Origin of the sequence: Paenibacillus sp. FSL K6-0276 (assembly GCF_037977235.1) — a bacterium.
GTDB lineage: Bacteria > Bacillota > Bacilli > Paenibacillales > Paenibacillaceae > Paenibacillus_AQ.
In genome coordinates, this window is the sequence record NZ_CP150276.1 from 5,566,923 (window position 1) to 5,592,650 (window position 25,728).

Here is a 25,728-nt window from a genome sequence, read left to right on the forward strand (position 1 = left end):
GTTCCCTCCTTGTGCTCACAAGGATATCTTCCAAATCTTAAGAACCTGCCATGAGTTTTCTTAAGATTCTATGAAGAATGGGAAACAGGTAATGAAATCCGTCCGAAGAGGTGAGCTTTCTACATAAATAACGCCATTGTGGCGTTCGATAATACTTTTTGAAATGGCAAGACCTAAGCCTGAACCGCCTGTATGCTGTGAACGAGACTTCTCTGCCCGATAGAATCGTTCAAAAATAAACGAAATATCGCTCTCCGCAATCATTTCTCCAAAATTGCTAACGCGGACAACCGCTTCATTTCCCTTTTTACTGAAACCAATCTCTACTTTCCCACCGCTTCTACCGTAACGGATCGCGTTCGTAATCAAGTTCTCATAAGCACGAACTAGCTCTTTAGGGGAAGCCTTTATCCATAACTCATCAGCTTGGTCATCGATCTCATAGGTCATTTCAGCCTTTGTTAGTTCGGGAACCGACTCCTCGGCTAACTGCCGTATAAATGCTTTTAAATCCAATCGTTCCAGAACCAGAGGATATTCTCCACTATTAACACGTGTGTATTCAAAAAGATCGTCGATCAATTTACGCAGTACAAGGGATTTGGTATAGGCTATACTCACGTAATATCTTATTTCTGCTTCTTCCTGACATCGATCTTGTTCGATATATTCTAGAAAGCCGAGGACTGAGGTAAGTGGGGTCCTTAAATCGTGTGAAACGCCGGTGATCAAATCATTTTTCGCATTCACGGCTTTACGTTCCTCCTCCACGGAGTGCTGCAAACGCTCAGCCATTTCATTAATATTCTCAGCCAACACACCCAGCTCGTCCGATGTTCTGACCTCAATTCGGTGCGACATCCCTGAGCTTGTGATTTCTCGAATCCCTTTTGTGATCTCCTCCAGATACAACACCACTTTACGAGTATAGATAAAAAAGAACAGCAAAAAGCTAACAATACCAGCTGCAGTCAGTAGTGGCATAGATCCAATATGATTAATAATCCAGCGCAGGATAAAAGAATAAGGAGCTGATTCTGAGGCTGGGTTTAGATAGATCATGAAGTTAACGAGCTGGTAGCCAGCAAACAGCAGTAATCCACCTGAAAGCACACTAAGCAAAAAAGCGAATATAAACTTCCAGCGAATCGTTGTTATATATTTGGAATTCAAGAAGCCTCACCTAATCCTTTCAGGAAGGTCCATCTAATTTATATCCGACTCCCCAGACAGTCTGTATGTAACGGGGGCGCTTTGAATCCACTTCAATTTTGTCGCGGAGGTTACGAATATGTACCATAACAGTATTACCTCCATCTAAAAATGGTTCATTCCACACTTTATCGTAAATCTGCTCTAAGCTGAGCACTTGACCTTGGTGCCTTGCCAAAAGCTCTAAAATAGAAAATTCCCGCGGGGTCAGCTTAATCTTCTGCTGGTCTACATACACCTCATGCTTAGACGTATCTATAGTTAAATCTTCAAAGCTCAGCTTGCTATCGTTCAAGATATTACTATCCTTATTAAATCCGTGATAACGACGAAGATGTGACTTTACACGTGCAACAATCTCTAGAGGATTAAAAGGTTTGCCCACGTAGTCATCCGCTCCAATGCTAAGTCCGGAGATCTTGTCCATATCCGTGTTTTTAGCTGAAAGGATGATAATCGGCATCTTCCGCTCTTCACGGATCTTCATACATGCTACTAGTCCATCCATCTTAGGCATCATGACATCAAGAATAATTAAATCTACTTCTTCCTTCTGTAGACACTCCAGCGCTTGCATCCCATCATAAGCCTTAAGCAACCGATAGCCCTCATTACAGAGATAAATCGATAACAGCTCTACAATTTCCTTCTCATCATCTACTAACAATATCGTTTCTCTCTTCACAGGAGGGGTTTCCTTTCAAATATAGTAATAATATCTATAGCTTATATATTAGCAGATCAATCGAACGATTTTCCTTAAAAAGATATTCTTACTTATAATCGGGTGCCATAAGTGGTTTACGCAAAAAAGGACCTAGCTCCTCTCGTACTTAAACGAAATGGAGCTGGCCCCTTTTGGAATCAAAATAACTATGCTTACATCTCCAGCAGTCGAATCAGCTCATCTTCATCCTCAATGACCTGAATGCCTAGTTGCTGCGCTTTGGCCAGTTTGCTACCTGCCTTCTCGCCGGCAATAACCAAATCCGTCTTCTTGGATACACTTCCGGATACCTTCGCTCCGAGTGCTTCTAAGCGTTCAGCCGCTTCTTCGCGCGTAAGCTTTTGTAATGAACCGGTCAACACTACGGTTTTGCCACTAAAGAAGGAATCCGTGCTAATAGGCCGTTGTGCCTCTGGAGCCTTCGCTTCAATCCCAAGCTCACGCAACCGAGCAACGTTCGCCACTACAACAGGATCTGCAAAGAAGTTAACAATGCTCTCGGCAACAATTCCACCAATGTCCGGTAATCCAGCAAGCTCCTCGGCATTCGCCTGCATCACAGCATCCAAATCGCGGAAATGATCAGCCAGCATTTTGGTTGTTGCCTTTCCAGTGTTGGGAATACCTAGTGCAAACAGGAACGAGGCGAGATCGCGCTCTTTGCTATCTTCTAAAGCTTGCAGCAAATTCTGTGCTTTTTTCTCACCAAAACGGTTCAGCTCCACAAGCTGATCAAAGGTCAATTCATACAGATCCGCAGAGTCATGTACATTAAGCTCATCGTAGAGCTGACCTGCCGTCTTCTCACTGAACGTCTCGATATCCATCGCATCACGCGAAGCGAAATGGGTAATCCGACTGATAATTTGCGGTCTACAATTCAGCTTATTGTTGCAAAAAAGATGCGCACCGCGCATTTCCAGTGGATATCCGCAAGACGGGCAGTCCTCAGGGAAAATAATCTCTCCGCCGTCATTTTCTTCAGTCACTTTACCCAGGATCTCAGGGATAACATCATTAGAACGCCGAATAAATACTCGTGAGCCTAGTGCGAATTTCAAGTTCTTACGCTCAATATCGCCCACATTATTTAATGTACAGTTTTGTACAGTAACCCCGGCAAGTTCTACCGCCTCAACACGAGCCAGCGGAGTCACTTTACCTGTACGTCCTACATTCCAGCTAACAGACTCAAGCACGGTCGTTGTTTCTTCGGCCTCAAATTTATAAGCCACTGCCCAGCGTGGGAACTTATCAGTGTAACCAAGTACTTCACGGATACGGAAATCCGTCACCTTGATCACAGCCCCATCAATGAGGTAATCAAGTCCTGAACGACTCTCCTCGATTCCCGCAAGCTGCTCCGTCACATCATCGAAATCATTACAGTAAGTCAGATAAGGATTCACTTTGAATTTGTTATTCCGCAGAAAATCCATCATCTCCTGATGATCAGCGAACTCTACCCCTTCTGCAAAACCTACATTGTAGAAATAAGCATTCAAACGACGTTCTGCAGTAGTCTTCGGATTTAGATTGCGCAGAGCACCTGCCGCCGCATTACGCGCATTCTTAAGCGGCTCTGCAGCCCGTGTATTATAATCTGCTAGCACAGACAGATTCATAATCCCTTCACCCTGGACCTCAATGACCCCTTCTTTAAAAGGAATCGTTAATGGAACAGACTTAATGGTCTTCACTTGTGCAAGTATTCCTTCACCCACTACACCGTTGCCGCGCGTCGATGCTTGTTCGAGAACACCATTCCGATAGGTTAGATTCAGCGTTAAGCCATCAAACTTCAGTTCTACTGCATAACACGGATCAGGAAGAGGTTTATCAGGGTTCTTAAGATTGTACTCATTCACTAAGCGAAGTACCCGCGTATTCCAGCTCCGAAGCTGTTCAATATTCTGTGCTTTATCCAGACTCCAAAGCGGAGCCAGATGCCGATGCGGCGTGAAGCCCTTAAGCAGTTCTCCTCCTACACGTTGTGTAGGAGAATCCGGTAACACGAAGCCACTTTCGCTCTCCAGCGCTACAAGCTTGTCGTATAAAACATCGTATTCCTTATCGCTGACTAGCGGTGCATCCAGCGTGTAGTAGTGGTAATTATAGTTATTTAATTCTGCAACAAGCTCTTCCATCACATGCATAGCATCCATGCAGGTACATCCCTCCGTCAATAAGTGTCCCACGGTTAGCGTGGGCTAAATATCCGTTCGTTAATCGTTCCCTACTTTTATTCCACCTTGGTAATCGGTGCAAACCCTGCAAGCAGTCGTTTCACACCCACTGGTGCTGGAAAAGCAATCTGCAACTCCGTGTCATTCCCGGTGCCCTTAACGGCCACAACGGTGCCAGTGCCCCATTTGCCGTGGGAAACCTTGTCTCCCGCTTTGTAATCGCCAGTAGCTGCAGCCCCTGCTCCGGGAGCACGCTGTGCGCCTCCGGAGGTTACGGTCACGCTGCTCTTGCTTGTCGCCGCTGACGCTGTGCTTCCGCCGCCCGCCGGCGTAGCTCCGGCGACTCCGCTTCGGCCACCGAAGTTCCCACGGCCACCGCCGCTAAAGCCGCGTCCGCCGTAAGCACCGCCTACATCCGCGCCTCCGCGTTGGAAGCGGTCCTGAGTCTTAACGGTATCTTCCTTCAGTTCTTCCGGAATCTCCTCCAAGAAGCGGGACGGTTGGTTCGCCGTCGTCCGCCCAAAGAGCGTACGCATCCGCGCGCAGGAGAGAAACAGTTGTTTCTCAGCGCGGGTGATTCCTACATACGCAAGCCGGCGTTCCTCTTCGAGCTCGTCGTTGTCCTGGAAGGCACGGCTATGCGGGAACACGCCTTCTTCCATCCCGACAATAAATACCGTTGGAAACTCCAAACCTTTGGCGCTGTGCATCGTCATCAGGACAACAGCGTCACTACGGTCCTCTTCATCATCATTCACACTATCAATATCTGCGATAAGTGCAAGATCTGTGAGGAAGGAGACCAGCGACTTGTCCTCGTTATTCTTTTCAAACTCCATAGTCACGGACAAGAACTCATCGATATTCTCTAGTCGCGAGCGAGATTCGAGTGTGTTTTCATTTTGCAGCTCCAAACGGTACTGCGACATCTCTAGTATTTTTTCCGTCAGTTCAGTTACAGACAGAAACTCCACCATACGGTGTAGAGCTTCAATCATATCGTAGAACTCTACTAGCATATTCCGTGTCCGCCCAGCAAAGCCCAAATCATCTACAGTTTGCAGTACGCGAAAAATAGAAACACCACGCTCACCAGCCGCAGCTGCCAGCTTGCCAACCGTTGTATCGCCTAATCCCCGCTTAGGAACATTAATAATACGCGTCAGGCTGATATCATCATCAGGGTTAGACAACAGGCGTAAATACGCGAGCAGATCCTTGATTTCTTTACGATCATAGAACTTAATCCCGCCAACAATTTGATACGGAATATCAGATTTAATTAGAATTTCCTCGATTACCCGTGACTGGGCATTCGTGCGATACAGTATCGCGTGATTCTGGTAAGCTTGGCCTTGCTTCACGTTCTTACTGATTTCCCCGGTTACAAAATACCCTTCGTCATGCTCGGAGTCCGCCCGGTACACCTTAATCTTGGCGCCTTCTTCGGAGTCGGTCCACAGCTTCTTCGGCTTCCGTCCACTATTGAGAGCGATCACGCCATTGGCTGCATTCAGGATATTAGCGGTCGAACGATAGTTCTGCTCTAGAAGAATCGTCTTCGCTTCTGGATAGTCCTCTTCAAAATTAAGAATGTTCGTAATATCCGCTCCGCGCCAGCGATAAATCGACTGGTCACTATCCCCTACCACACAAATCCGGTGGTGGCTGTCAGCGAGCATACGGCACAACATGTACTGCGCTCTATTCGTATCCTGATACTCATCCACGTGGATGTATTTGAACTTCTTTTGGTAGAAATCCAGAACCTCAGGAACTTCCTTAAATAATTCGATAGTCTTCATAATCAAATCATCAAAGTCGAGCGAGTTATTGCTTCTCAAACGCTTTTGATACATCTTATATACCTTAGCAATAAGGCCTTCAAAATAGTCGCCGACCTTCTGCTCATACTGCGCCGGAGTGATCAATTCATTTTTGGATGCGCTGATTACAGCTTGTACAGCTTTTGGCTCGAATTTCTTCGTATCGATGTTCAGTTCCTTCATACAGTTACGTATTACGGATAACTGATCTGTAGAGTCCAGAATGGAGAAGTTGGAGGTAAAACCAATCCGCTCGATATCCTTCCGCAAAATCCGAACGCACATAGAGTGAAAGGTGGATACCCAAATGTCTCTTCCCTCAGGTCCAACGAGCTTAGATACACGTTCCTGCATTTCCCTTGCGGCTTTATTCGTAAACGTAATCGCCAAAATCGCCCAAGGTGGCGCCATACGATTGGCTATCAGCCAGGCGATCCGGTGAGTAAGCACCCTCGTCTTTCCACTCCCCGCACCAGCCATAATGAGAAGCGGTCCTTCGGTCGTTTCGACAGCCTGCCTTTGTGGAGGGTTCAGTCGGCTTACCGCGTCTTGTATGCTAATAAGTTGCATGTGTAACATGCTCCTTTCTAAATATATAATTACAGATCATAAGAGCTCAAAACCAAAATTAGCGGTTGGCCGTTTGTGAACAAGCCGCTACGGGTTCGGAGGGTTCTTACGATCGCTGTTAAAGCCCAATTTCTGAATTTTCAAAAGATTATCAGTTGAAATTAGTCTTTAAAGGCGACCACTGGCGTTTCTCCAGAATCCCTCCGACCCTCCGCTCTGTCCGCACGTCAAGTCAACCTCTAATTTTTAGATTGAGCTATCATAAGTAGTCCTAAAACTAACCACTAATCGAACTGTTCTTGCTGAGTCTTCTTCACAGCCTCAACTGTTAGCAGTGCCTGCTGTACATCACTATAAATAATATTGCCGACCACTACTGTATCACACAGAGCTGCCGCTTGCTCAGCCTCCGCCTCACAAGTAATGCCCCCTCCATAAAAAAGCTGGGCCCGTTCTACCATTTCGCGCACTGTTCGTACCGTCTCCATATCCCCGAACATCCCGCTATACTCAAGATATACTATTGGCAGTGACATCAGCTTGTCCGCAACCTGAGCATAAGCAGCCGCCTCTTCAGCATCAATGGCAGTCTCAGCCCCTGTAATCCGAGCAACAGAAGAGTCACTATTCAGCACAATATAGCCTTCCGTTAGTAGCAAATCCCATGGAATCATAAATCCATAGCGTTCAATAGCTCGGCGATGATGGCCTACAATCCAAGCTGGATCCGGAGTATTGAGCACCATTGGAATCATATAAAGATCAAATCCGGGCACAGCAGCTTCAAGTTCGGATACCTCGAGTGCACAGGGTAACTCAAAACGTCTTACTCTTGATAAGAGATCCACTGTATTCTCATAGGTCACTCCTGTAGAGCCCCCTATCAGTATGGCATCCGTGCCTGATAAGCAAACGGCCTCCAAATCCTCATCAGAAATCATCCGGTCCGGGTCCAGCTTAAACACATGCCGCCAAGGTTTGATCATTTGCTGCACTGATTTCATGAGAATCATCCTTAATAGTCATTTGGGCAAGACAAAGACACTCCTGCCGCCGCAAAAGATATAGATCTAGTCTATGCCAGCACAGCAGGTGTGTCAATTTAAAGAGGGTAAAAATGCGAACGTTTTTTCGTATTTTTTAGTGGTAATGAGTGGTCAAAGATTACAAGTAGCATTATAAGGGCCCCAATTACAATTACGGTTGCAACAATCTTTTTCTTATCCATTGTCGAGAGTTCCCTTTGCGAAGTTTAGATTAGAAAAACAATAGAAAAACAATACCCCGCTCTACCAGTGGCAGAACGGGGATCCAATTAAAGTTTTAGCAAATCTGAATAAGTGCAGGAATCAATAAGCGTTTTTGTTGACGAAGCCGTTGCGAATTGTTTTGAAAATAATTCGAATGTCGAACAGTAAAGACCAATTCTCGATATAGAAAATATCGTGCTTGATCCGCTCCTCGATGGAAGTGTCCCCACGAAGTCCGTTGCTCTGTGCCCAACCTGTAATTCCAGGACGTACATGATGCTTTACCATATACTTCGGGATCTCATCTCGGAACTGTTCCACATAATATGGGCGTTCTGGCCGAGGACCAACAACACTCATATGTCCCATCAGTACATTAAAGAATTGCGGAAGCTCATCGAGACTTGTCTTGCGGATGAAGGTTCCAAATCTTGTTCTACGAGGATCTTCTGGTGTGCTCCAGCCTGTATCCTCTTCACCGTCCTGCTGCATCTTCATCGAGCGGAACTTATACATCATAAAATTACGACGGTTCAATCCCACACGTTCCTGACGGAATATAATCGGTCCTGGAGAGGTCAGTCGGACACCAAGAGCCACAATAAGCATCACAGGAGATATCATAATAATCGCGAACAAAGAGAACACAATATCAAACAAACGCTTTGCCATCTTATTACCCGTCATATCTAGAGGAATATCACGAACATTAATCATTGGCATGCCTGCAAAATTATCAAAGTAAGGGCGGGCTGGTAAGTAGTCGAAAAAGTCAGGGATAATCAATGTGCGTACGCCTGCTTTTTCACAAGCCGCAATAATTGAAGGGTACTTCGAATGCGCATCAAGTGGTAGCGCCATTATAACCTCGTCCACAGGCAGCATCTCTAGCATACCGGACAACTCGTCAACCGTCCCTAAGATCGGTTTATATCGTTGTTCTTCAATTCCATCCCAAGTATGATAGTCATCCAAGAAACCAATCGCTTCATATCCTAGCTCTGGGTATTGCTCCAAATTGTTGTAGAATCTTTTGCCTAGTGTGCCTGCGCCAATGATAAGTACGAACTGGCGGTTGAGACCTTTTTCACGTAAAGATTTAAGCATCTTTTTCAGCACATAACGGTACAGCATAATGGAAAGAATGTTAAATCCCATATAAAGAGCTAGATATGTTCGGGAGATATTTATTTCTTTCACGAAAAACATCAGACCGAGCAGGATGAAAATGCCCATAATATGCACTTGGAAAATCTTAATGAATTCATCGACAAACCGTTTCTTACGCTTAGGCAAATACAGCGACAGCAGTATACCGATTAGGACGGCCACTCCGCCATAAATCAAACTCCAGTAAGCGTATGACTCTACAGGTAACGGGTTTTCAAACACCATCCATCCACTTCTAAACTTTAGCCACCAGGCTACTAGAAAGGAGAACTGGATGACAATAAAGTCAGCAACCATATAGAGCTGTGTCAAAAATTTCTGATTCCGCCGAATCATAATCTCACCTCAGTATTTTTATCGTTACGACTACCTGCTTCACTGGCTGTATTAAGGCTCTGAGCAGGTGATGGAACTTTTTTCGGAGAGATTAAGGCATTCCGCAAAAGTGACAGGGCAAACTTCACGCCAACACCAGCATATACTGTTCCATTTATCATACTGTTGTACTTCTTACTATAATGCTTACGATGAAATAAAATCATTGCTCGGTGGAACTCGTACACGATCTTGAATGGTCTACGTCTTGCGCTGCCGCCTTTAAGATGCACGATAGAGGTCTTCGGATAATAATAAATCCCCCATCCAGCCTCTTTAATACGATAGCACCAGTCCAAATCCTCACCGTACATAAAGAATTCTTCATCTAATCCGCCCACCTGATCAATCGTCTCCCGCCTCAGCAGCATAAACGCACCAACCAGACAATCTATCGGGTAATCAAGATCAGGGTCTAGATAACCTAACTGGTAACCGTTAAACCTCGGACGATCTGGGAACAACTTACTAAAACCAAAAGCATAATAGAAGGAAGCTGACGGTGTAGGAAACCCCCGCTTGCAAGCTTTATCTAGCGAGCCATCTGGTAAAATGATCTTACATCCTGACGCTCCTATATCGTGCCGACTGTCCATAAAAGAGATCATTGTTTCCAGCGTATCCTTACGAACTACCGTATCTGAATTAAGCAGAAGCACATACCGTCCGGATGAAGCTTCCATCCCCTGATTATTAGCACGGGCAAAACCGACATTGTCGTTATTTGCAATCAACATTACACTTGGAAACTCACTGCTAATCTTCTCTACCGAATCATCATGGGAATTGTTGTCTATCAAAATAATCTCATAGGAAAAGTTCGTTTCTGAGTCATATACCGACCTGAGACAGTCCATCGTCAGGCGACACGTGTTGTAATTAACAATAAGTATACTTACATCTACATTCACTGCGTAACGCTCCTGACAAATATAGTAATCTACCGACAATTATTATAACATAAAACCTCCCTGAGAGGAGGTGACGTTTCAGGGAGGTTTTTCCAGATTTAGTTTAGTTTTTGTGTTTTTCCCTCTCTTTTATGGTGGCTTGTATATACTTCCGCTTCTTTATTAATGCAGGGAGCTGATTGAAAAAGGATTTCCATGCCACAATTAGCTGCGGCTCTCTAAGAAGCATATAGCCGTGTGCGGCAAGCTCATAGGGAAGAGAAATTAAGATTGTCTTCAGCATCGTTCGAGCCGGTTCATTCTTGTAGATCATTTTGTAGCGGTTAATGTAAGATATTCGTCGGATGAACATCGCTTTGGTGCTACGACCAGACGTTTTCCAGCCACGTTCGTGATACCCGATCGCCTCAGCATCATAATACCCCTGCCAGCCGAATAACTCCGCCCTCCAAGCCACATCCACATCTTCCTTGTAAGCGAAAAAATCATCATCAAAAAATTCGCCATCAACACTAATGTCGTTGATCATCCGCCGAGAATACATCGCAGCCGCTCCAGATACGCCGAATACAGTACCCGACTGTGTCCATTGGTCTGCTGGCTCGCGTGCTCCGCGATCAAAAGCACGCCGTGCTCTGTTCATTCGGAGACCTGTGCTGTCTACCAGCCCATGATCGGCCTTCAGCAAAAGCTTACCTGTGGCGCTACCAATCAGTGGATTATTCTCCATTCGTGCGATTAGTCTGGAGATATAGTCTGGGGCCAGCGTTAGGTCAGGGTTAAGGACAAGCACGTAGTCTGTATCTGTAGCAACGATAGCCTTATTATGAGCATGTGCGAAGCCCGTGTTACATGAGTTTTGATATACAATCAATTGTAAGTCAGTGATTTCAGATGTTTTTTTATCAATCTTTACGATTCCCTCATCCGGAAAGATAGCCATAATGGGTTTAACAACAGGATCAACACGGCTTGAGACTTCTCTTATTTTCTCTATAGTATCATCTTTAGAGTCATTATCCACAATTACGATATATTCTAGTGGATAATCCTGTGTAAGGACTGCCTTTAAACAGTCTACAATATCATTCGTACTATTATATGTAACTAATTGTACACTAACGGTTTTGGTGGGCATAATAATCCTCAGATCTTTATGTTGTTGACATTATTCAAAACTTTTTAAATTGTTAATATCAATAAAGAACAATATAAAAAGTTAGATGCCTCAGTGCCAAAAAAACTAAAATGGCTTCATAATAAATCCAAATTCTAAATAAAACTTTTGATTCTGTAATAGTATTTAATAATTCAGAGAGTAATGTCGCTAATAGTATTAATAAGAGAATATCTGTCGCGTAGAAAACCCTATGCCCTGAGGCATATATGGTTGGTGAAAAACTAATAACAATACTTGAGGCTAAAGCAGCCATATAAAAGAGAAAACTTACAATGCTTAACCTACTATTTTCAAACAATTTCACTATAGACAAGGCAATACATAGAAAAACTAGTAAACCTAATAATATGGAAACATTCATACTTACAGATTTCAAATTATAATCACTGAAAATTTTTGGGATATCATATAAATTATCAAACATAGAAACTTTATTGCTTTTAATAAACATTTCAAGAGTTTGATCAAATGCCGTGGTAACATTCCCTGGTCTGCTTATAGCGGAAATTATACGTATACCGAAATATGTCACAGGTATTAAGGATACTATTCTATACATTGTTCTTTTACTTTTCGTAAACATCAAAATTGTTATGAGTAATGTGATTATAAACATTATTGTACTAGCCTCATTAACAAGGTGCCATAGGCTGTAGAATAACCCGTAAAATAACTTCTGAAAAACAGAAAATGTTTCATATTCCGGAAAGAATGTAACTTCTGATGCAAATCTTTTGACATTCCCAGGTGCTGTGTAACCTATAATAGCATTAATAATGACAACTGCTAAAACAAGTACTGAAGGTATATGTATTTTCTTTTTCTTAAGAGCAGAGAGTAAAATTAGAATTGTGCTAAAGGTAATCATAATTGCAGCTATTTGCTCTGAGTAAGCAGCATATATCCCAGCCATTAAATTTAATATTATTAGCTTATTATTATACTCCTTCTCGAAATAATTATAAATAACAGGTATTAAACTAAATAAACCAAGAGCAGTAGGCCAAAGATAGTTAAAAGATCCTGTAACCCAAATGCTACCACTCCAAAAAACTGCATCAGGCAATAAAAAAATTGACAGGCAAATAGATATGATCAAGTACACATTTTTCTCTCTTCTATCTCCAGTTATGGCTGATACAATCTTATACATAGTAAAAAATAGCAAGATAAAGATCATTGTATTGAGTATTTTCCAAACAAGTGGGTCTAGAACTATTATACTGGTGAGAAAATAATTGATCATAATTCTACCATTCCAATTTAAATAGTAATTTTTCACAAATTCAATAGAACTCATATCTGTTAGAGCCTTTTTAAATTCAATATCGTCTGAAATATTACTATTAACATGTAAATTTACTATAAACATTAAAATCGAGAAACATATAAACAGTAATGTAACATTGTATTTATTGGAAAATCTTTTTATACGATCTATCATATGTCAAATCCTTTACGATTATTTTCTAAATACTAATAAACGCTGACCTAAATAGTTCAAAATTGTATATAACCCCATACCGAATAACATTGCGAGTTGTTCTTTAGTTTCTACTGAAAAATTTAAAGAAAGTAAATTAATAATCTCTAGTATTAAGCGCTTAGATATAAGAAAACCAACCAAGTAAGATACTGAACTTACTAAAAAGAATTGAACGAATGATTTATAGTCGAAGTTACCATATTTAAAAGTAAAGGTTTTGTTTAAAAAATAGCTTATAACCCCACCAAATAAATAGCTCGATGCGCTCGAACTCCAATACCCAAATTCAAAAAAGTTATACAACAGGAACATTGTAAATGCCCCCAAAATCGTATTAAATACTCCAACGATTAAGAACCTTATAAGCTTATTGTTAGTTAGTTTCATATATACCTCGTATATCTTTTCCATGACTTTTGTTATAAAAAAAATAATAATAATCCAACGTAATTTATTTACGTAAATCTTTCAAGCTATCCTTCTTGTTTTACTATATATATAGGACGCCCTTTTGTTTCAAGATAAATATTAGCCAAATAATTCCCTATAATTCCAGTGCAAAAAAGTTGAATCCCTCCAACAAAAAAAACTATAGATGCTAACGAAGGCCAACCAGTTGCAGGATCCCCCCACAATAAAGTTTTAGAGATAATAACCACAATCAGTACAAAAGAAGCAAAACAAAAAAACAAACCTATTAATGAAGAAAGAGCAAGCGGGACAGTAGAAAATGCGACAATTCCTTCAATCGAGTAAATAAAGAGCTTCCAAAAAGACCACTTAGTCTCCCCAGCCACCCTTTCAATATTTTCAAATTCAAACCACTTGGTTTTAAAACCTACCCAACCAAAGATACCTTTTGAGAAGCGGTTGTATTCTCCCATTGATAATACTGCATTAACCATTTGACGAGTCATTAGTCGAAAATCTCGGGCTCCATCAATAATTTCAGCCTTTGATATTTTTTTTACGATTCTATAGAACATTCTTGCGAAGAAAGAACGTATTACCGGTTCACCGTTTCTTGAATTTCTTCTTGTAGCAGCACAATCGTATCCTTCCTCCTTAATAGCACTAAGCATGTTAGGAAGGAGTGCTGGTGGATCCTGCATATCTGCATCCATTACTGCAACATAATCGCCTTTGGAATATTTAATACCTGCATACAAAGCTGCTTCTTTTCCAAAATTCCGTGAGAAAGATATATATCTAACACGGTTATCTGCTTTAGCAAGATCTTTAATAATGTTTAATGTGTTATCAGAAGACCCATCATCCACAAAAACAAATTCAAATTCAATCTCGTTCATTAGTTTAGCAATCCGTATTATTTCATTATAAAAAATAGGAAGACTTTTCTCTTCATTATAACAAGGGATACAAATGCTTATAATCTCCATAATTCATAACTCATCCTTTTATATTTAATACCACTATGGTAATTCAACATTCTCACCTAATATTAACTACCATAGATCCAAATCCCATTATTTCTAACTCAACTATAATTATATTGCTCTAATACTATTCATAATTATATATATCACCTAAATAAGATAATCTTAGAAAAACACGTAGTTAATTGAATATTATTCATAAAAGCAATTAGTTATCTATCGTTTTTAAGATGCTCAATAATTTAACTTTATTACGAATTGTTATTAGGTTAGCTAAAGCAGACACTTTAAACTTCTAGAAATCGATTCAGGATGATATTTCAACATTTCTTTATTAATGAGCGACAGTCCTTGTTTAGTACCAGGTACTAAACAAGGACTGTTGAATGATATAGTCCCTGTCATATTAATAAGCGGGGATAACTACCACTATTACTTTTTAAGCTCCAACAGAAAATCTTTCAAGCCTTCACGCCAATTACGTAAATCCTGAAAACCATTCGTGCGGATCGACAAATGCTCCATCACCGAATTACGAGGGCGTGGTGCAGGACGTGGGAATTGTTCCGTAGAACACGGTTCAAGCTTGGCAGTGAATCTCAATCCCAAAATATCCTCAGCCTCTGCAAAAATAGCCTTTGTAAATTCAAACCAGGTACAAGAGTCGCTATTTGACGCATGGTACACACCATATTTCTCAGTTTGGATAAGTTCAAGCAAAAATCGAGCTAAATCGACTGTATAGGTTGGTGAACCCTCTTGGTCGTCCACAACCTGTAGCAAAGGCTTTACTTGACCGAGCTTCAGCATTGTTTTGACGAAGTTATTTCCGTACTTGCCGTAAACCCATGATGTACGTACGATGAAAAATCTAGATGAAAGAGATTGAACCAGCACTTCACCCGCACGTTTCGATTTTCCATATATACTCTTAGGGTCTGTATTATCATACTCATGGTAAGGCAGTACTCCCAAACCATCAAATACATAATCCGTACTAATGTAGACCAGCTTAGCCCCAGCTTTTTCAGAAGCAATTGCTACGTTACGACTGCCCGTCGCATTAATTAAATAAGCTGCATCGATGTCACTTTCTGCTGCATCTACTGCCGTATGAGCAGCACAGTGAATGACCGCATCCGGTCCGAACTCACCAATAACCCGAGTACATTGATCTAGATCAGTAATATCCATCTCCTGACGGTCACAACCCAGCACTTCGTGACCTTGATTCTGGAGTAGTAAAACTACGTCCTGGCCCAGTTGTCCGGCTGCGCCTGTAACAAGTACCTTCATAGCAAACCTCCGTGTAACCATAATATCTTATAATTGATTCTATATAGAGATTACGGCATCTGTGCGAAAATCCTTCCTTCTTTGGTTACTAGCAGTAGCAAACTTACAATGAATCACCCAAGCGAGTGCCATATTGCAGTTCAGCATACTTCTGGTATTCCCCAGATTGAATGCGAGACCACCATTCACGGTTATTGAGATACCATTGGATGGTTTCTTTAATACCTGTTTCAAAAGTATGTTTCGGCTTCCAACCCAGTTCGTTCATAATCTTAGTTGGATCTATACCATAGCGGCGATCATGACCAGGACGGTCTTGAACATAAGTAATTAGAGAATCGGGTTTGCCAAGTTCCTGCAATACCGTGTTTACAATATGCACATTCGTACGCTCATTATTGCCACCAATGTTGTAGACTTCACCATTCACGCCCTCATGAATAACCAAATCAATCGCGCTGCAGTGATCCTCAACATACAACCAGTCACGGATATTCATCCCATCGCCATAAACAGGCAATGCTTGATCAGCAAGTGCGCGAGAGATCATAAGCGGAATTAGTTTTTCCGGGAATTGGTACGGGCCGTAATTATTTGAACAGCGGGTGATATTCACTGGCAGTCCGAACGTCTCATGGTATGCACGTACAAGTAGATCTCCACCTGCTTTGCTTGCCGAATAAGGACTGTTAGGAGTCAACGGAGTTTCCTCGGTAAACAACCCGGTCGCTCCAAGTGATCCGTATACCTCATCCGTAGATACCTGAACGAACTTAGTGACACTATATTTTTTGGCAGCATCCAAAAGCACCTGTGTTCCGAGCACATTCGTTTTCACAAAAACTTCCGGCTCCAAAATACTCCGATCCACATGCGATTCAGCAGCAAAATTCACAACTACATCAACACCTTGGCTAAACAAAGCTTCCATTTCCTGTACGTCTGTAATATCGGCCTTGGCAAAAGTGTAGTTAGGATGATTCTCAATCGTTTTCAAATTCTCCAGATTGCCTGCATACGTCAACGCATCTACGTTAACGATCTTATAATCAGGATATTGTTGCAGCATATATAATACAAAGTTGCTGCCGATAAATCCGGCTCCGCCGGTAACTAGCAATTTCATTTATAGCCCACCTTTTATTCAATGAGATGTTTATATTTCGAAGTTTAGCTCCGCGTCCTTTAGTTCTGGGTGATACTGATCTTTATCCGATAATATTGGACTAGAAGTCGGCCAATTAATACCCAGTGCAGGATCATTCCATAATATGCCACGATCATTCTCAGGGGAATAGTATTCATCCACCTTATATAATACTTGGGTGTTAGGAACCACTGTACAGAAGCCATGTGCGAAGCCTTTAGGCACAAGCAGTTGGCGTTTGTTATATTCGCTAAGAATTACTCCGACCCATTGACCAAATGTAGGCGAATTACGACGTATATCGACGATTACATCGTAAATGACTCCGGACAGAACGCGAATCAGTTTAGTTTGAGCTTTGGGATTCAATTGGTAGTGTAAACCACGCAGTACTCCAACCTCTGCGGAGAGGGATTGGTTATCTTGAATGAAATTGTAGGTAATACCGATCTTATGCATTATTTCTTCGTTGTAGCTTTCCATGAAAAAACCGCGGTTATCACCATGAACCACAGGCTCTATTAAATTTGCACCAACGAGTTGAAGAGGAATTACCTTCATACCCTCTCCTCCTTCACTATTATAATTTCAGCTTTCCAAACTCATTTCCAAACACAACTGATTGTGCTAATTCATTCGCTTTAGCTAAGGATACATGTGTACCTGCATCTGTCCACCAACCTTGCAAAATATCATAAGTTAACTCATCTCTTACAATATATGCATTATTTACATCTGTGATCTCTAATTCACCACGTGCAGATGGCTTTAAGGTTTTAACAATTTCAAATACATTACTATCAAACATATAAATACCGGTTACTGCATAATTCGATTTTGGTTCAGCCGGTTTCTCTTCAATCGAAACAATTCGCCCGTTATGAAGCTCTGGAACACCAAATCTTTTAGGATCAGATACTTCTTGAATCAATATTTTAGCCCCTTGTTTTTGAGCAACAAAATTTTGTGTGTATTGAGTAATATCATCTTCAAAAACATTATCTCCAAGTATGACAACCATTTGATCATTGCCTACAAATTGTTCAGCTAAATCTAAAGCTTGTGCAATTCCACCTGCTTCGTCTTGTACTTTATATGTAAAGCACACGTCCATTTCACGGCCACTACCCAATAAGTTAACTACATCCCCCATATGCTCTTTACCAGTTACAATGAGGATATCATTTATTCCAGCTTTTTTTAACTTATATACTGAATGAAATATCATTGGATATTTACCTACTGGAAGCAAGTGTTTATTAGTAACTTTAGTTAAGGGAAATAGACGAGAACCAGTACCACCTGCAAGAATTATGCCTTTCATAAAGACCTCCTGTGAATTATATCTATATTCTTACATATCAAATCAACAATCTCATAACTTAATTCAGGATATATAGGTAGTGTTAGGACATTATCACTTATTTTCTTCGCATTCGGTAATTCAATATTCGAATATTCCTTTTTAAAACAATCATAATCAGTTGCTAATGGGTAAAAATATTTTCTAGTGAAAATATTATTATCCCGAAGAATATCAAATAGAGTATCTCTAGATACACCGTACTTTTCCTTATCAATTACGATAGGAAAATAAGAGTAGTTATAAACTATATTAGATTTTTTGTAATCGAGAAGACTTATCCCTGGAATCTCCTCAAGCAAGTTTACATATCTTTCTGTTATCAATTTTCTCTTTTTTATATTATCCTGAACATGGTTTAAATTCACAAGTCCCATTGCAGCTTGAAACTCATTCATTTTTGCATTATACCCCACAATTTCAACAGTCTCAGGACCGCTTATACCAAAGTTTTTATAAAGATCAATTTTTCTTTTATATTCGTCATTTTTATAGACTAATACTCCACCTTCAATTGAATGAAAGAGTTTCGTAGCATGCAGGCTAAACATCGAAATATCTCCATACTGGCTTATGGGGTTACCATTAATCTCAACCCCAAATGCATGTGCAGCATCATATAATACTTTTAAATTGTATTTCTGAGCAATCTTCTCAATTGCTTCTACATTACATGGAGTTCCAAAAACATGAACCGGCATAATTGCACTCGTGTTTTCATTAATTAGACTCTCTATTTTTGTACAATCAATATTATAGTCACTTAAATCAATATCACAGAAAACTGGTTTTAAATTATTATTGACAATGGCATGAGTAGTTGAAGCGAATGTAAATGGAGTAGTTATTACTTCACCAGTGATCCCTAAAGTCTTAATGGCTGTCTCTAAAGCCAAATGTCCGTTTACAAGAAGACTAACATTCTTAATTGATAAAAAATCAATTAGTTTTTTTTCGAATTCCTGGTGCAACTCTCCATTATTCGTAATCCAAGAATTATTCCATAGTCGTTCGATTTCTGCAGTGAACTCAGAGAAAGGAGGCATATACGTCTTCGTTACATTCACTGGTGTTTCCAATTTGATTAATTCATTCATTATAAGTTGCCCTCCACTTAGAAATCATGTAGACATTTTTGTTGCGGCTTTAGAAATAACTATTGTAGAAGATTCAACATCCTTAATTACAATCGCCCCTAAGCCAACTACACTTTTATCACCTATATTAGTTTTTTCTCTAACACAAGCTCCCGCACCGATTAATGATAACTCACCGATAGATACATTACCTGAGATAACTGCCGCAGGATTAATCGTACAAAAATCCCCAATAGTTGAATCGTGACCAATATTACAGGATCGGTTCAATAATACAAAATTACCCAGATTCACATTAACAGTAAGATTCACCCCTGAGCATATTACATTCCCTAGCCCCATACTATTATTAAAACTTTTAGACAGGTTAGAAAGAGGATGGATTAAATTTGGAAAAACTATATTTGGTTTATTTAAAGCCATAATTTCTTGAAATATTTTCTTTTTAATAATTGGATCCGCAAGACCTATTACCACACCAATTACTGTGAATTTGTCACAAAATTTTAAAATATCATTATTAGAAGTAACAATCTCAACATCTTCAATATAGTTACCGATTTCATTTGGATTATTAGTCACAAAACCAACTAAATGATATATATTTGTATGCGAATAATCATTTATTTCATCTATTAAAGCCTTAATCTCCTTAGCACAACCTCCAGTACCATAAACAACAATCGGTAATCCCTTCCATACATTTGACATGCTTAACGTCTCCTATTTTTTAAAGAATTTCCGTATGGTTGAATATAGATTTGTATCCTTTTGAATTTTTCTTTTAGCACTCTCCACCACTACCTGATGAAAAGAAGTTTCAAACACATCAATGATATCTAGTTTACCAGTATATTTAAAATAATCATTCGCACTAAAACCATACTTTTCTCTTAAAACATCTCTTGTGTTTTCACTATTTAGAAGTTCACTAAGTTTTCGCAAACCAATTAGAACGTAGATAGGTTTTATATCAGGGGATATTTCTTTCAAATATGCAAAAGCTTTTTCACATTCAATTTCTTCTTTGGTATATACAGAGCCCCTCCCATCCAGAAAACCTTCAACAAAATCTTCATCTTTCATTTCATCAAAGAAACTGCTCATAATAACAAAGAGCTCATTTTTATTTCTAATTCTATTTTCGTAAGTAACTGAACTAGTATTCATTTCATTTGATAATATTCTAAAGTTAACTAACTTTTCTTCCATCACATGTATATTGAATTTTTTTATAACATTTATCCACATTGAAAAATCCGGCAATTGTCTTAAACTTGGATTATACAATCCAACTTCGTTATAAACCCCTTTTTTAATAAGCATCGAAGGATGACAAAAGCAATTCAGCTTAAAGAATAGTTGGTTTAACCAATGTCCAGAAGACTTATTAATCTGAGTAAATGCATCGGCCCAAAAATAATCTGTTTTTGATAACACTTTTCCTGTTTCATCAATAAAATTAGCGTCTGAAAAAACACAATCCACTTCATTATGTTCTTGTAAATAAAGCACTTGTTTCTCTAACTTATCTATTTCCCAATAATCATCTGAGTTAAGTAAGGCAATGTAGTCTGATGATGAGTTAATTATTCCATAATTAAGTGTATCAACTGCCCCTTGATTCTTTTCGAAACCATAAAATCTGATTCTTGGATCATTATATTTTTTAATTACTTCAACAGAATTGTCAGGTGATGCATCATCAATGATTAATAATTCAAAATCGCTATACGTTTGGCTCAAAATACTATCTATAGCTTCTCCAATAAATTTTGAATGATTATAGGACGGAATTATTATAGAAACTTTCGGATTAGTACGTTTCAATTATAGCACCTGCTCTATTTATAGAATTTTGGAGGTATTATTCCTTTTAATAAGTAAATTGCAAATGGGGGTAGGTATTTCTTCACTTTTTGCTTAACACTCTCCTTGCTGGTAATAACCAAAGGTCCGTCTATAACAGCAATTCTTGCTTGAAGTTTTGTTTTATGAGCATTGAACTCTTCATGATATAAACCGTCCAGATATTTATCATATTGATCTATTAGGTTAATAGTATCTTTTAATTTTTCTAATTCTTTTTTTTGACTCCAAGTTCCGTTGGGATGTAAGCGATAAACAGACATCACTTCCGGTAGATAGGCTATTAAACCATGCTGAGCTACCATTATATTCGTCATCCAATCATAAACTGTCAACTCATACAAAGAATTATCGAGTTGTTTCAAATACTGAGCCTTATAAACGCAGGTAGAAAAATTACCTATGAAATTATCCAATACAAGTTCGGAGACTGTAATCAATTGAAAACTGCGATCCCAATTCCAAGGTTGCACATTATATCTTTTTTTCTTCATGTCATGTACAACAAATTGATTAAAAGTCATAACACAGGCTTTGTTAGATTCTAAAAAATCAACATGCTTTTGTATTTTTAGGGGATCCGTCCAAAAGTCATCACCTTCAAGAATTGCTATGTACTCTCCCTTACAAGCAGCAAACCCTCTCTTATAGTTTAGCGTTATTCCCAGATTACTCTCTTTTTCTAATATTCTAAACTTCCCAGGATATTCTTGAGCATATTGCTGAATTATACTCAGTGTATTATCATTCGAGCAGTCATCTGCTACTACAATTTCAAAACCGAAGGTTGTTTTTTGCTCTAAAATACTTTCTATCGCTTGAATTATATAATTCTCGTGGTTGTACGTTACCAATAGAATGCTACATTTCGTAATTGCATCGTTCATTTATTTTTTCTCCTTATTTTACATATGATTCGATCTAATCTAGTTATTAACTTATAAGCCTTTCTATTCTTGATAGCTTCAATTTCTTTTTCCAAATCCCTTTTGTAATTCAAGATTTCCAAATTATTCAATTCCGATATTTTAAGGACCTCATCTCTTCTTGTAAACTCAACATTAAACCTTTCTTGCATTTCTGTATTTTCCACTGTCAGATCTTCATTTGCTATTTTTATATTTTTTATTTTTCTTTTTAGACTTTGATTTCTTATCCATAGTTTATTTATTAATCTCAAATACTTTCGTTTCGTAAATTCCCAATCACTATTTGCTTGTAATCCAGAAATCAAATCCTCAGAGATATCTAAAACAGGGGTAGTATACTTAAGAATGCATGAAACTCGTTTAATATAAGTTCCCTGCCTAGCTTCAATAACTATTTGAGGGTCATTTTCAAGAAACATAAGTTCATTACCCTTTGTAGAAAAAGCATTTGAACTCAGTTTATAATCTTTATTTTTTGAATTATCTTGATTTATTAGAACTATGTCTAAAACTTCAACAACACATCTATTGGGGGAAGGGTCTATTCTAATTCTATTTGACAGGATAGGAAGGTCGAAATCTATTTGAAATACTTTCTGTGACTTCTCTACTTTAAAAGATTCACTTTTAGTTTCACTGTACCCCTGGCCATTATCCCAGTATATTTGGATGTATGAATTATTACCATCAGTAATCACTTCTCTATGTTTGATGTTATCTCCACTTATTTTATGAGTAGACATGAAATTAATAATATTTTCATGATGTGATATCATTCTATACTCTTCTGTAGTCATTTCTGTACTAATGTCTTTCAAAAGCGAAGGCAAGTTAGTAATACTATTCTCAAATCCATTTTTTCCATAGATAATAAATGTACGAATTGATTCTTCGTCGTTAAAATCTTTATAAAATAATTTTTCATTGTAAAAGCTATTAACCGTTTCCCAGTAATCATATATATCAGGATGTATTCCCGTCTTAAATTCCATTTGCATGAATTTCTCAAACAGAAAAATTGAAGCATGATTAAAATGATTCCATCCCCCGATAAATTCATTCATTTTATCTTTAATCAATTGAAAATCAGGCAAACCATTTTCTTGATGTTCCTTACTCCATAGTATTTCATCATTATATAAATAGTTGAAAACTGCACCTAACCTTTTTTCTACATCTTCAATTCCATTATTTGTGAATGGCGCTGAAATGATAAATCCATACTTAGAAACTCTTTCTATTTCAGATAAAAAATCATCTCTCTTTTCCGCAGGAATATGCTCAAGAACATCCAACCCAATGACGAAATCAAATTGATCATTTTCAAAATAAAGATTAGTTGCATCTCCCTCTATAAAAGATGGATCATTTAATAATTCCGGAGGTAGTAGTAAATCTAAATATTTTATCTTTTTATTTTTAATAAATTTCTCCAGATTCTTATGTTCATTTGCTCCTACTTCTAAAATAGTATGTTCAAGTTCTTTTAAACCTAACAATTCAAAAATAATTTCTATCATCTTGTATCGTTGAAACTGATGAAATGGGATCATACCAAATATCACCTCCTAGTTAACCCTGTTTATTTCTATCTCATTTGGTATATAAAGCTTGTTCCAAATCTTATATGGATCTCTTTCGCGCATTTCAAATATATATGAATTCTCTGTATAGTCTACAAATATCGATGTTCTATTTTTTATTGTTGAAGTAGATAGAACAGTAGAAAAATTATACATACCTTCTACTAAAGGTAACCTTGTTCTAAATTCAACGATTAACTTCTGGCCCGCCTCACCTGATATTTCGCCAATATCCTCAATTAAGGTATTACTACCTAAATATTCAATATTTTGTTTATCTCTAATATGATAACCAACAGATATTTGACATTTTTTATAAAATTTTACGTGCATTCTAATTTTAATTTTATCATTGAAATCAGCTGTTAAAACTGGACTATTGTTGTAGTCAAGCACTTCAAGTTCTGTCAATATTGCATCACGAGTTCCCTGTCTGAAATATTCCACTTTCTCCATGAACTCAGAATTTTCTTTGAAGACAAGGTTATCGTTGAGAGAAACTTCATCGAGATTGTAAAGTTTATCTTCCGAGTTTATTCTCCCTTTCGTGTTATTGTTCATTTGATCTCTAACAAATTTAGCATAGATATCCACTACTTTTTCAGCTTCTCCGTAGGCTTCAAGTGTTCCATTTTTTAAATATATAGCCTTTTGACACAAAGATTTTACAGAATTCAAGTCGTGACTTACGTATAGAACTGTAACTCCTTGAAGAAATAATTCTTTCATTTTTGTTATGCATTTCGCCTGAAAATACATGTCTCCTACACTCAAGGCCTCATCGACTATTAATATATCAGGTTGTACATTGATGGCAACAGAAAAAGCTAATCTAGCAAACATACCACTACTATATGTTTTAACTGGCTGATAAATATACTCTCCAAGTTCTGCAAATGCAAGGATCTGATCCAGTCTCTCTGTTATTTCTTCTCTTTTAAACCCCATCATCAAACCGTTCAAATAGATATTTTCAATACCTGTATATTCAAAGTTAAATCCGGCACCTAGTTCCAAAAGCGCGGCCACCTTACCATTCACTTCTGAGACACCACTAGAAGGCGTCAATACTCCAGTTATAATTTTAAGTAAAGTTGATTTACCAGATCCATTCTCACCAATAATACCTACAATATCTCCCTTTTCTATAGTGAAATTAAGGTTCTGAAGAGCATGGTGTTCAGAATGCAATGTCTTTTTTCGATAAAACAAAGACTCTTTCAGCCTATCCATAGGAGATTTATATAGTTTATAAGTCTTGCTGACGTTTTGAGCGCTAATCGCTATATTTCCCATTTCCAAACCACCTTCATTATCAAAGCACATCAGAGAGATGTGGTTTAAGTTTTCTAAATACTTTAATCGATATAGCAAAATTAACCATTACTACAAAAGCAAAGTAAAGTGTTAATTTGTATTTCTCATAAAACCAAATTTTATTAATCATAGAATCTCGAAAACCTTCTACAATATAATAAAATGGATTCAATTTAAATAAAAAAATCATATGCGGGGATAAAACATCTACAGACCAAAGAATTGGTGTTAACCACATCCCGAACTGCAAAATGATAGACAATACGTAAGAGAAATCTTTGAAAAATGGAGTTATCGCAGCAGTTAACCAAGATATACTAGAAATGAGAAGTATATTACATATGGTGTAATATACAATTTGAACTGCAAAAAAACTGATTGGATAACCATAACTAATAAAGAAAGAGAATAAGATTACAATAAAAAATAGATGCACTAAAAATGCTGAGAATATCTTAACTAATGGTAATAATTCTATTTTAAAAACAACCTTTTTAACTAAATAATTATATTCTAAAAAGCTATGCGTCGCTGTTGTTAATGCCTCAGAAAAGTAGAACCAAGGTATAATACCTGATACAAACCATAAAACGAAAGGTGCATTCAAATCAGCTGAAGCGCTAACCTTCAAACCCTTTTCAAAAACAAACCAATAAACCATTATAGTAACTAACGGCATTAGCAATGCCCATAATAACCCAAAATATGAACCTGCATATTTTGATTTAAAATCATTGATGGCCAAACTTTTAGTTAATGAACATATATCTTTTATCCTTTTCATGTACGGTTCTTTCCTCATTTGTGTATCTCCTTAGTAGAATCTTATATATTTGT

Annotated in this window: 21 protein-coding genes; all 21 read right to left on the reverse strand. The window is 38.5% G+C overall.

Features of this window, described 5'->3' with window-relative positions; translation table 11 throughout:
* Window positions 1–60: 60 nt before the first annotated feature.
* The 21 genes from MHH52_RS26375 to MHH52_RS26475 all read right to left on the reverse strand — a co-directional run bounded on the left by MHH52_RS26375 (window position 61) and on the right by MHH52_RS26475 (window position 25,693).
* Window positions 61–1,173: a HAMP domain-containing sensor histidine kinase gene (locus MHH52_RS26375; RefSeq protein ID WP_340005253.1), complete on the reverse strand. Its 1,113-nt coding sequence runs from the start codon at window positions 1,171–1,173 to the stop codon at window positions 61–63.
* Between the two features lie 19 nt (window positions 1,174–1,192).
* Window positions 1,193–1,897, reverse strand: coding sequence for a response regulator transcription factor (locus MHH52_RS26380; protein WP_313641820.1), 705 nt, complete (start codon window positions 1,895–1,897; stop codon window positions 1,193–1,195).
* 194 nt (window positions 1,898–2,091) lie between these two features.
* The gene (ligA, locus tag MHH52_RS26385) at window positions 2,092–4,104 is read right to left on the reverse strand and encodes an NAD-dependent DNA ligase LigA (protein ID WP_340005256.1); all 2,013 of its coding nucleotides are present in this window, start codon (window positions 4,102–4,104) and stop codon (window positions 2,092–2,094) included.
* Window positions 4,105–4,181: 77 nt separating this feature from the next.
* The gene (pcrA, locus tag MHH52_RS26390; protein WP_340005258.1) at window positions 4,182–6,521 is read right to left on the reverse strand and encodes a DNA helicase PcrA; all 2,340 of its coding nucleotides are present in this window, start codon (window positions 6,519–6,521) and stop codon (window positions 4,182–4,184) included.
* Window positions 6,522–6,805: 284 nt separating this feature from the next.
* A complete protein-coding gene (locus tag MHH52_RS26395; RefSeq protein WP_340005259.1) occupies window positions 6,806–7,525 on the reverse strand; it encodes a heptaprenylglyceryl phosphate synthase in 720 nt (239 codons plus the stop codon).
* A 345-nt stretch (window positions 7,526–7,870) separates the two neighbouring features.
* Window positions 7,871–9,277 carry an undecaprenyl-phosphate glucose phosphotransferase gene (locus MHH52_RS26400; RefSeq protein WP_340005261.1) on the reverse strand — a complete coding sequence of 469 codons (1,407 nt, stop codon included), beginning with the start codon at window positions 9,275–9,277 and terminating at the stop codon, window positions 7,871–7,873.
* On the reverse strand, window positions 9,274–10,227 hold the full coding sequence (locus tag MHH52_RS26405) for a glycosyltransferase family 2 protein (protein WP_340005263.1): 954 nt from the start codon (window positions 10,225–10,227) through the stop codon (window positions 9,274–9,276). The genes MHH52_RS26400 and MHH52_RS26405 overlap by 4 nt, the downstream gene beginning before the upstream one ends.
* Window positions 10,228–10,330: 103 nt before the next feature.
* The gene (locus MHH52_RS26410; RefSeq protein ID WP_340005265.1) at window positions 10,331–11,365 is read right to left on the reverse strand and encodes a glycosyltransferase family 2 protein; all 1,035 of its coding nucleotides are present in this window, start codon (window positions 11,363–11,365) and stop codon (window positions 10,331–10,333) included.
* A 58-nt stretch (window positions 11,366–11,423) separates the two neighbouring features.
* Entirely contained in the window at window positions 11,424–12,851 is a 1,428-nt protein-coding gene (locus MHH52_RS26415) for a DUF6056 family protein (RefSeq protein WP_340005266.1), read from the reverse strand.
* Window positions 12,852–13,366: 515 nt separating this feature from the next.
* The gene (locus tag MHH52_RS26420; RefSeq protein WP_340005268.1) at window positions 13,367–14,293 is read right to left on the reverse strand and encodes a glycosyltransferase family 2 protein; all 927 of its coding nucleotides are present in this window, start codon (window positions 14,291–14,293) and stop codon (window positions 13,367–13,369) included.
* 429 nt (window positions 14,294–14,722) lie between these two features.
* Window positions 14,723–15,586 (reverse strand): dTDP-4-dehydrorhamnose reductase, encoded by an 864-nt coding sequence (gene rfbD, locus MHH52_RS26425; RefSeq protein WP_340005270.1) that lies wholly within the window; start codon window positions 15,584–15,586, stop codon window positions 14,723–14,725.
* A gap of 103 nt (window positions 15,587–15,689) precedes the next feature.
* Window positions 15,690–16,712, reverse strand: coding sequence for a dTDP-glucose 4,6-dehydratase (gene rfbB, locus MHH52_RS26430; protein ID WP_340005272.1), 1,023 nt, complete (start codon window positions 16,710–16,712; stop codon window positions 15,690–15,692).
* Window positions 16,713–16,742: 30 nt separating this feature from the next.
* Window positions 16,743–17,294, reverse strand: coding sequence for a dTDP-4-dehydrorhamnose 3,5-epimerase (rfbC, locus tag MHH52_RS26435; protein ID WP_340005274.1), 552 nt, complete (start codon window positions 17,292–17,294; stop codon window positions 16,743–16,745).
* 19 nt (window positions 17,295–17,313) lie between these two features.
* Complete coding sequence (locus MHH52_RS26440; RefSeq protein WP_340005276.1) at window positions 17,314–18,057, reverse strand: sugar phosphate nucleotidyltransferase; 744 nt, start codon at window positions 18,055–18,057, stop codon at window positions 17,314–17,316.
* A complete protein-coding gene (locus MHH52_RS26445) occupies window positions 18,054–19,193 on the reverse strand; it encodes a DegT/DnrJ/EryC1/StrS family aminotransferase (protein ID WP_340005278.1) in 1,140 nt (379 codons plus the stop codon). Before MHH52_RS26445 ends, MHH52_RS26440 begins: the two co-directional genes overlap by 4 nt.
* A 24-nt stretch (window positions 19,194–19,217) precedes the next feature.
* Window positions 19,218–19,904 carry a hypothetical protein gene (locus MHH52_RS26450; protein WP_340005279.1) on the reverse strand — a complete coding sequence of 229 codons (687 nt, stop codon included), beginning with the start codon at window positions 19,902–19,904 and terminating at the stop codon, window positions 19,218–19,220.
* A gap of 12 nt (window positions 19,905–19,916) precedes the next feature.
* Complete coding sequence (locus MHH52_RS26455; protein ID WP_340005280.1) at window positions 19,917–21,023, reverse strand: glycosyltransferase; 1,107 nt, start codon at window positions 21,021–21,023, stop codon at window positions 19,917–19,919.
* A gap of 14 nt (window positions 21,024–21,037) precedes the next feature.
* Window positions 21,038–21,949, reverse strand: a complete 912-nt coding sequence (locus MHH52_RS26460; RefSeq protein WP_340005281.1) for a glycosyltransferase — start codon at window positions 21,947–21,949, stop codon at window positions 21,038–21,040.
* On the reverse strand, window positions 21,946–23,544 hold the full coding sequence (locus MHH52_RS26465) for a methyltransferase domain-containing protein (RefSeq protein ID WP_340005282.1): 1,599 nt from the start codon (window positions 23,542–23,544) through the stop codon (window positions 21,946–21,948). Before MHH52_RS26465 ends, MHH52_RS26460 begins: the two co-directional genes overlap by 4 nt.
* A gap of 15 nt (window positions 23,545–23,559) precedes the next feature.
* Complete coding sequence (locus tag MHH52_RS26470) at window positions 23,560–24,870, reverse strand: ABC transporter ATP-binding protein (protein WP_340005284.1); 1,311 nt, start codon at window positions 24,868–24,870, stop codon at window positions 23,560–23,562.
* 19 nt (window positions 24,871–24,889) lie between these two features.
* Window positions 24,890–25,693 carry an ABC transporter permease gene (locus tag MHH52_RS26475; protein WP_340005285.1) on the reverse strand — a complete coding sequence of 268 codons (804 nt, stop codon included), beginning with the start codon at window positions 25,691–25,693 and terminating at the stop codon, window positions 24,890–24,892.
* Between the last annotated feature and the right edge of the window lie 35 nt (window positions 25,694–25,728).

Bases quoted from the DNA above. Each gene is read 5' to 3' on its own strand.
- pcrA (WP_340005258.1), bottom strand. From the start codon at position 6,521: ATGCAACTTATTAGCATACAAGACGCGGTAAGCCGACTGAACCCTCCA.
- MHH52_RS26460 (WP_340005281.1), bottom strand. From the start codon at position 21,949: ATGAACGATGCAATTACGAAATGTAGCATTCTATTGGTAACGTACAAC.
- rfbD (WP_340005270.1), bottom strand. From the start codon at position 15,586: ATGAAGGTACTTGTTACAGGCGCAGCCGGACAACTGGGCCAGGACGTA.
- MHH52_RS26420 (WP_340005268.1), bottom strand. From the start codon at position 14,293: ATGGAGATTATAAGCATTTGTATCCCTTGTTATAATGAAGAGAAAAGT.
- MHH52_RS26440 (WP_340005276.1), bottom strand. From the start codon at position 18,057: ATGAAAGGCATAATTCTTGCAGGTGGTACTGGTTCTCGTCTATTTCCC.
- rfbB (WP_340005272.1), bottom strand. From the start codon at position 16,712: ATGAAATTGCTAGTTACCGGCGGAGCCGGATTTATCGGCAGCAACTTT.
- MHH52_RS26445 (WP_340005278.1), bottom strand. From the start codon at position 19,193: ATGAATGAATTAATCAAATTGGAAACACCAGTGAATGTAACGAAGACG.
- MHH52_RS26470 (WP_340005284.1), bottom strand. From the start codon at position 24,870: ATGGGAAATATAGCGATTAGCGCTCAAAACGTCAGCAAGACTTATAAA.
- rfbC (WP_340005274.1), bottom strand. From the start codon at position 17,294: ATGAAGGTAATTCCTCTTCAACTCGTTGGTGCAAATTTAATAGAGCCT.
- MHH52_RS26465 (WP_340005282.1), bottom strand. From the start codon at position 23,544: ATGATCCCATTTCATCAGTTTCAACGATACAAGATGATAGAAATTATT.
- MHH52_RS26415 (WP_340005266.1), bottom strand. From the start codon at position 12,851: ATGATAGATCGTATAAAAAGATTTTCCAATAAATACAATGTTACATTA.
- ligA (WP_340005256.1), bottom strand. From the start codon at position 4,104: ATGGATGCTATGCATGTGATGGAAGAGCTTGTTGCAGAATTAAATAAC.
- MHH52_RS26400 (WP_340005261.1), bottom strand. From the start codon at position 9,277: ATGATTCGGCGGAATCAGAAATTTTTGACACAGCTCTATATGGTTGCT.
- MHH52_RS26450 (WP_340005279.1), bottom strand. From the start codon at position 19,904: ATGTCAAATGTATGGAAGGGATTACCGATTGTTGTTTATGGTACTGGA.
- MHH52_RS26475 (WP_340005285.1), bottom strand. From the start codon at position 25,693: ATGAGGAAAGAACCGTACATGAAAAGGATAAAAGATATATGTTCATTA.
- MHH52_RS26395 (WP_340005259.1), bottom strand. From the start codon at position 7,525: ATGAAATCAGTGCAGCAAATGATCAAACCTTGGCGGCATGTGTTTAAG.
- MHH52_RS26410 (WP_340005265.1), bottom strand. From the start codon at position 11,365: ATGCCCACCAAAACCGTTAGTGTACAATTAGTTACATATAATAGTACG.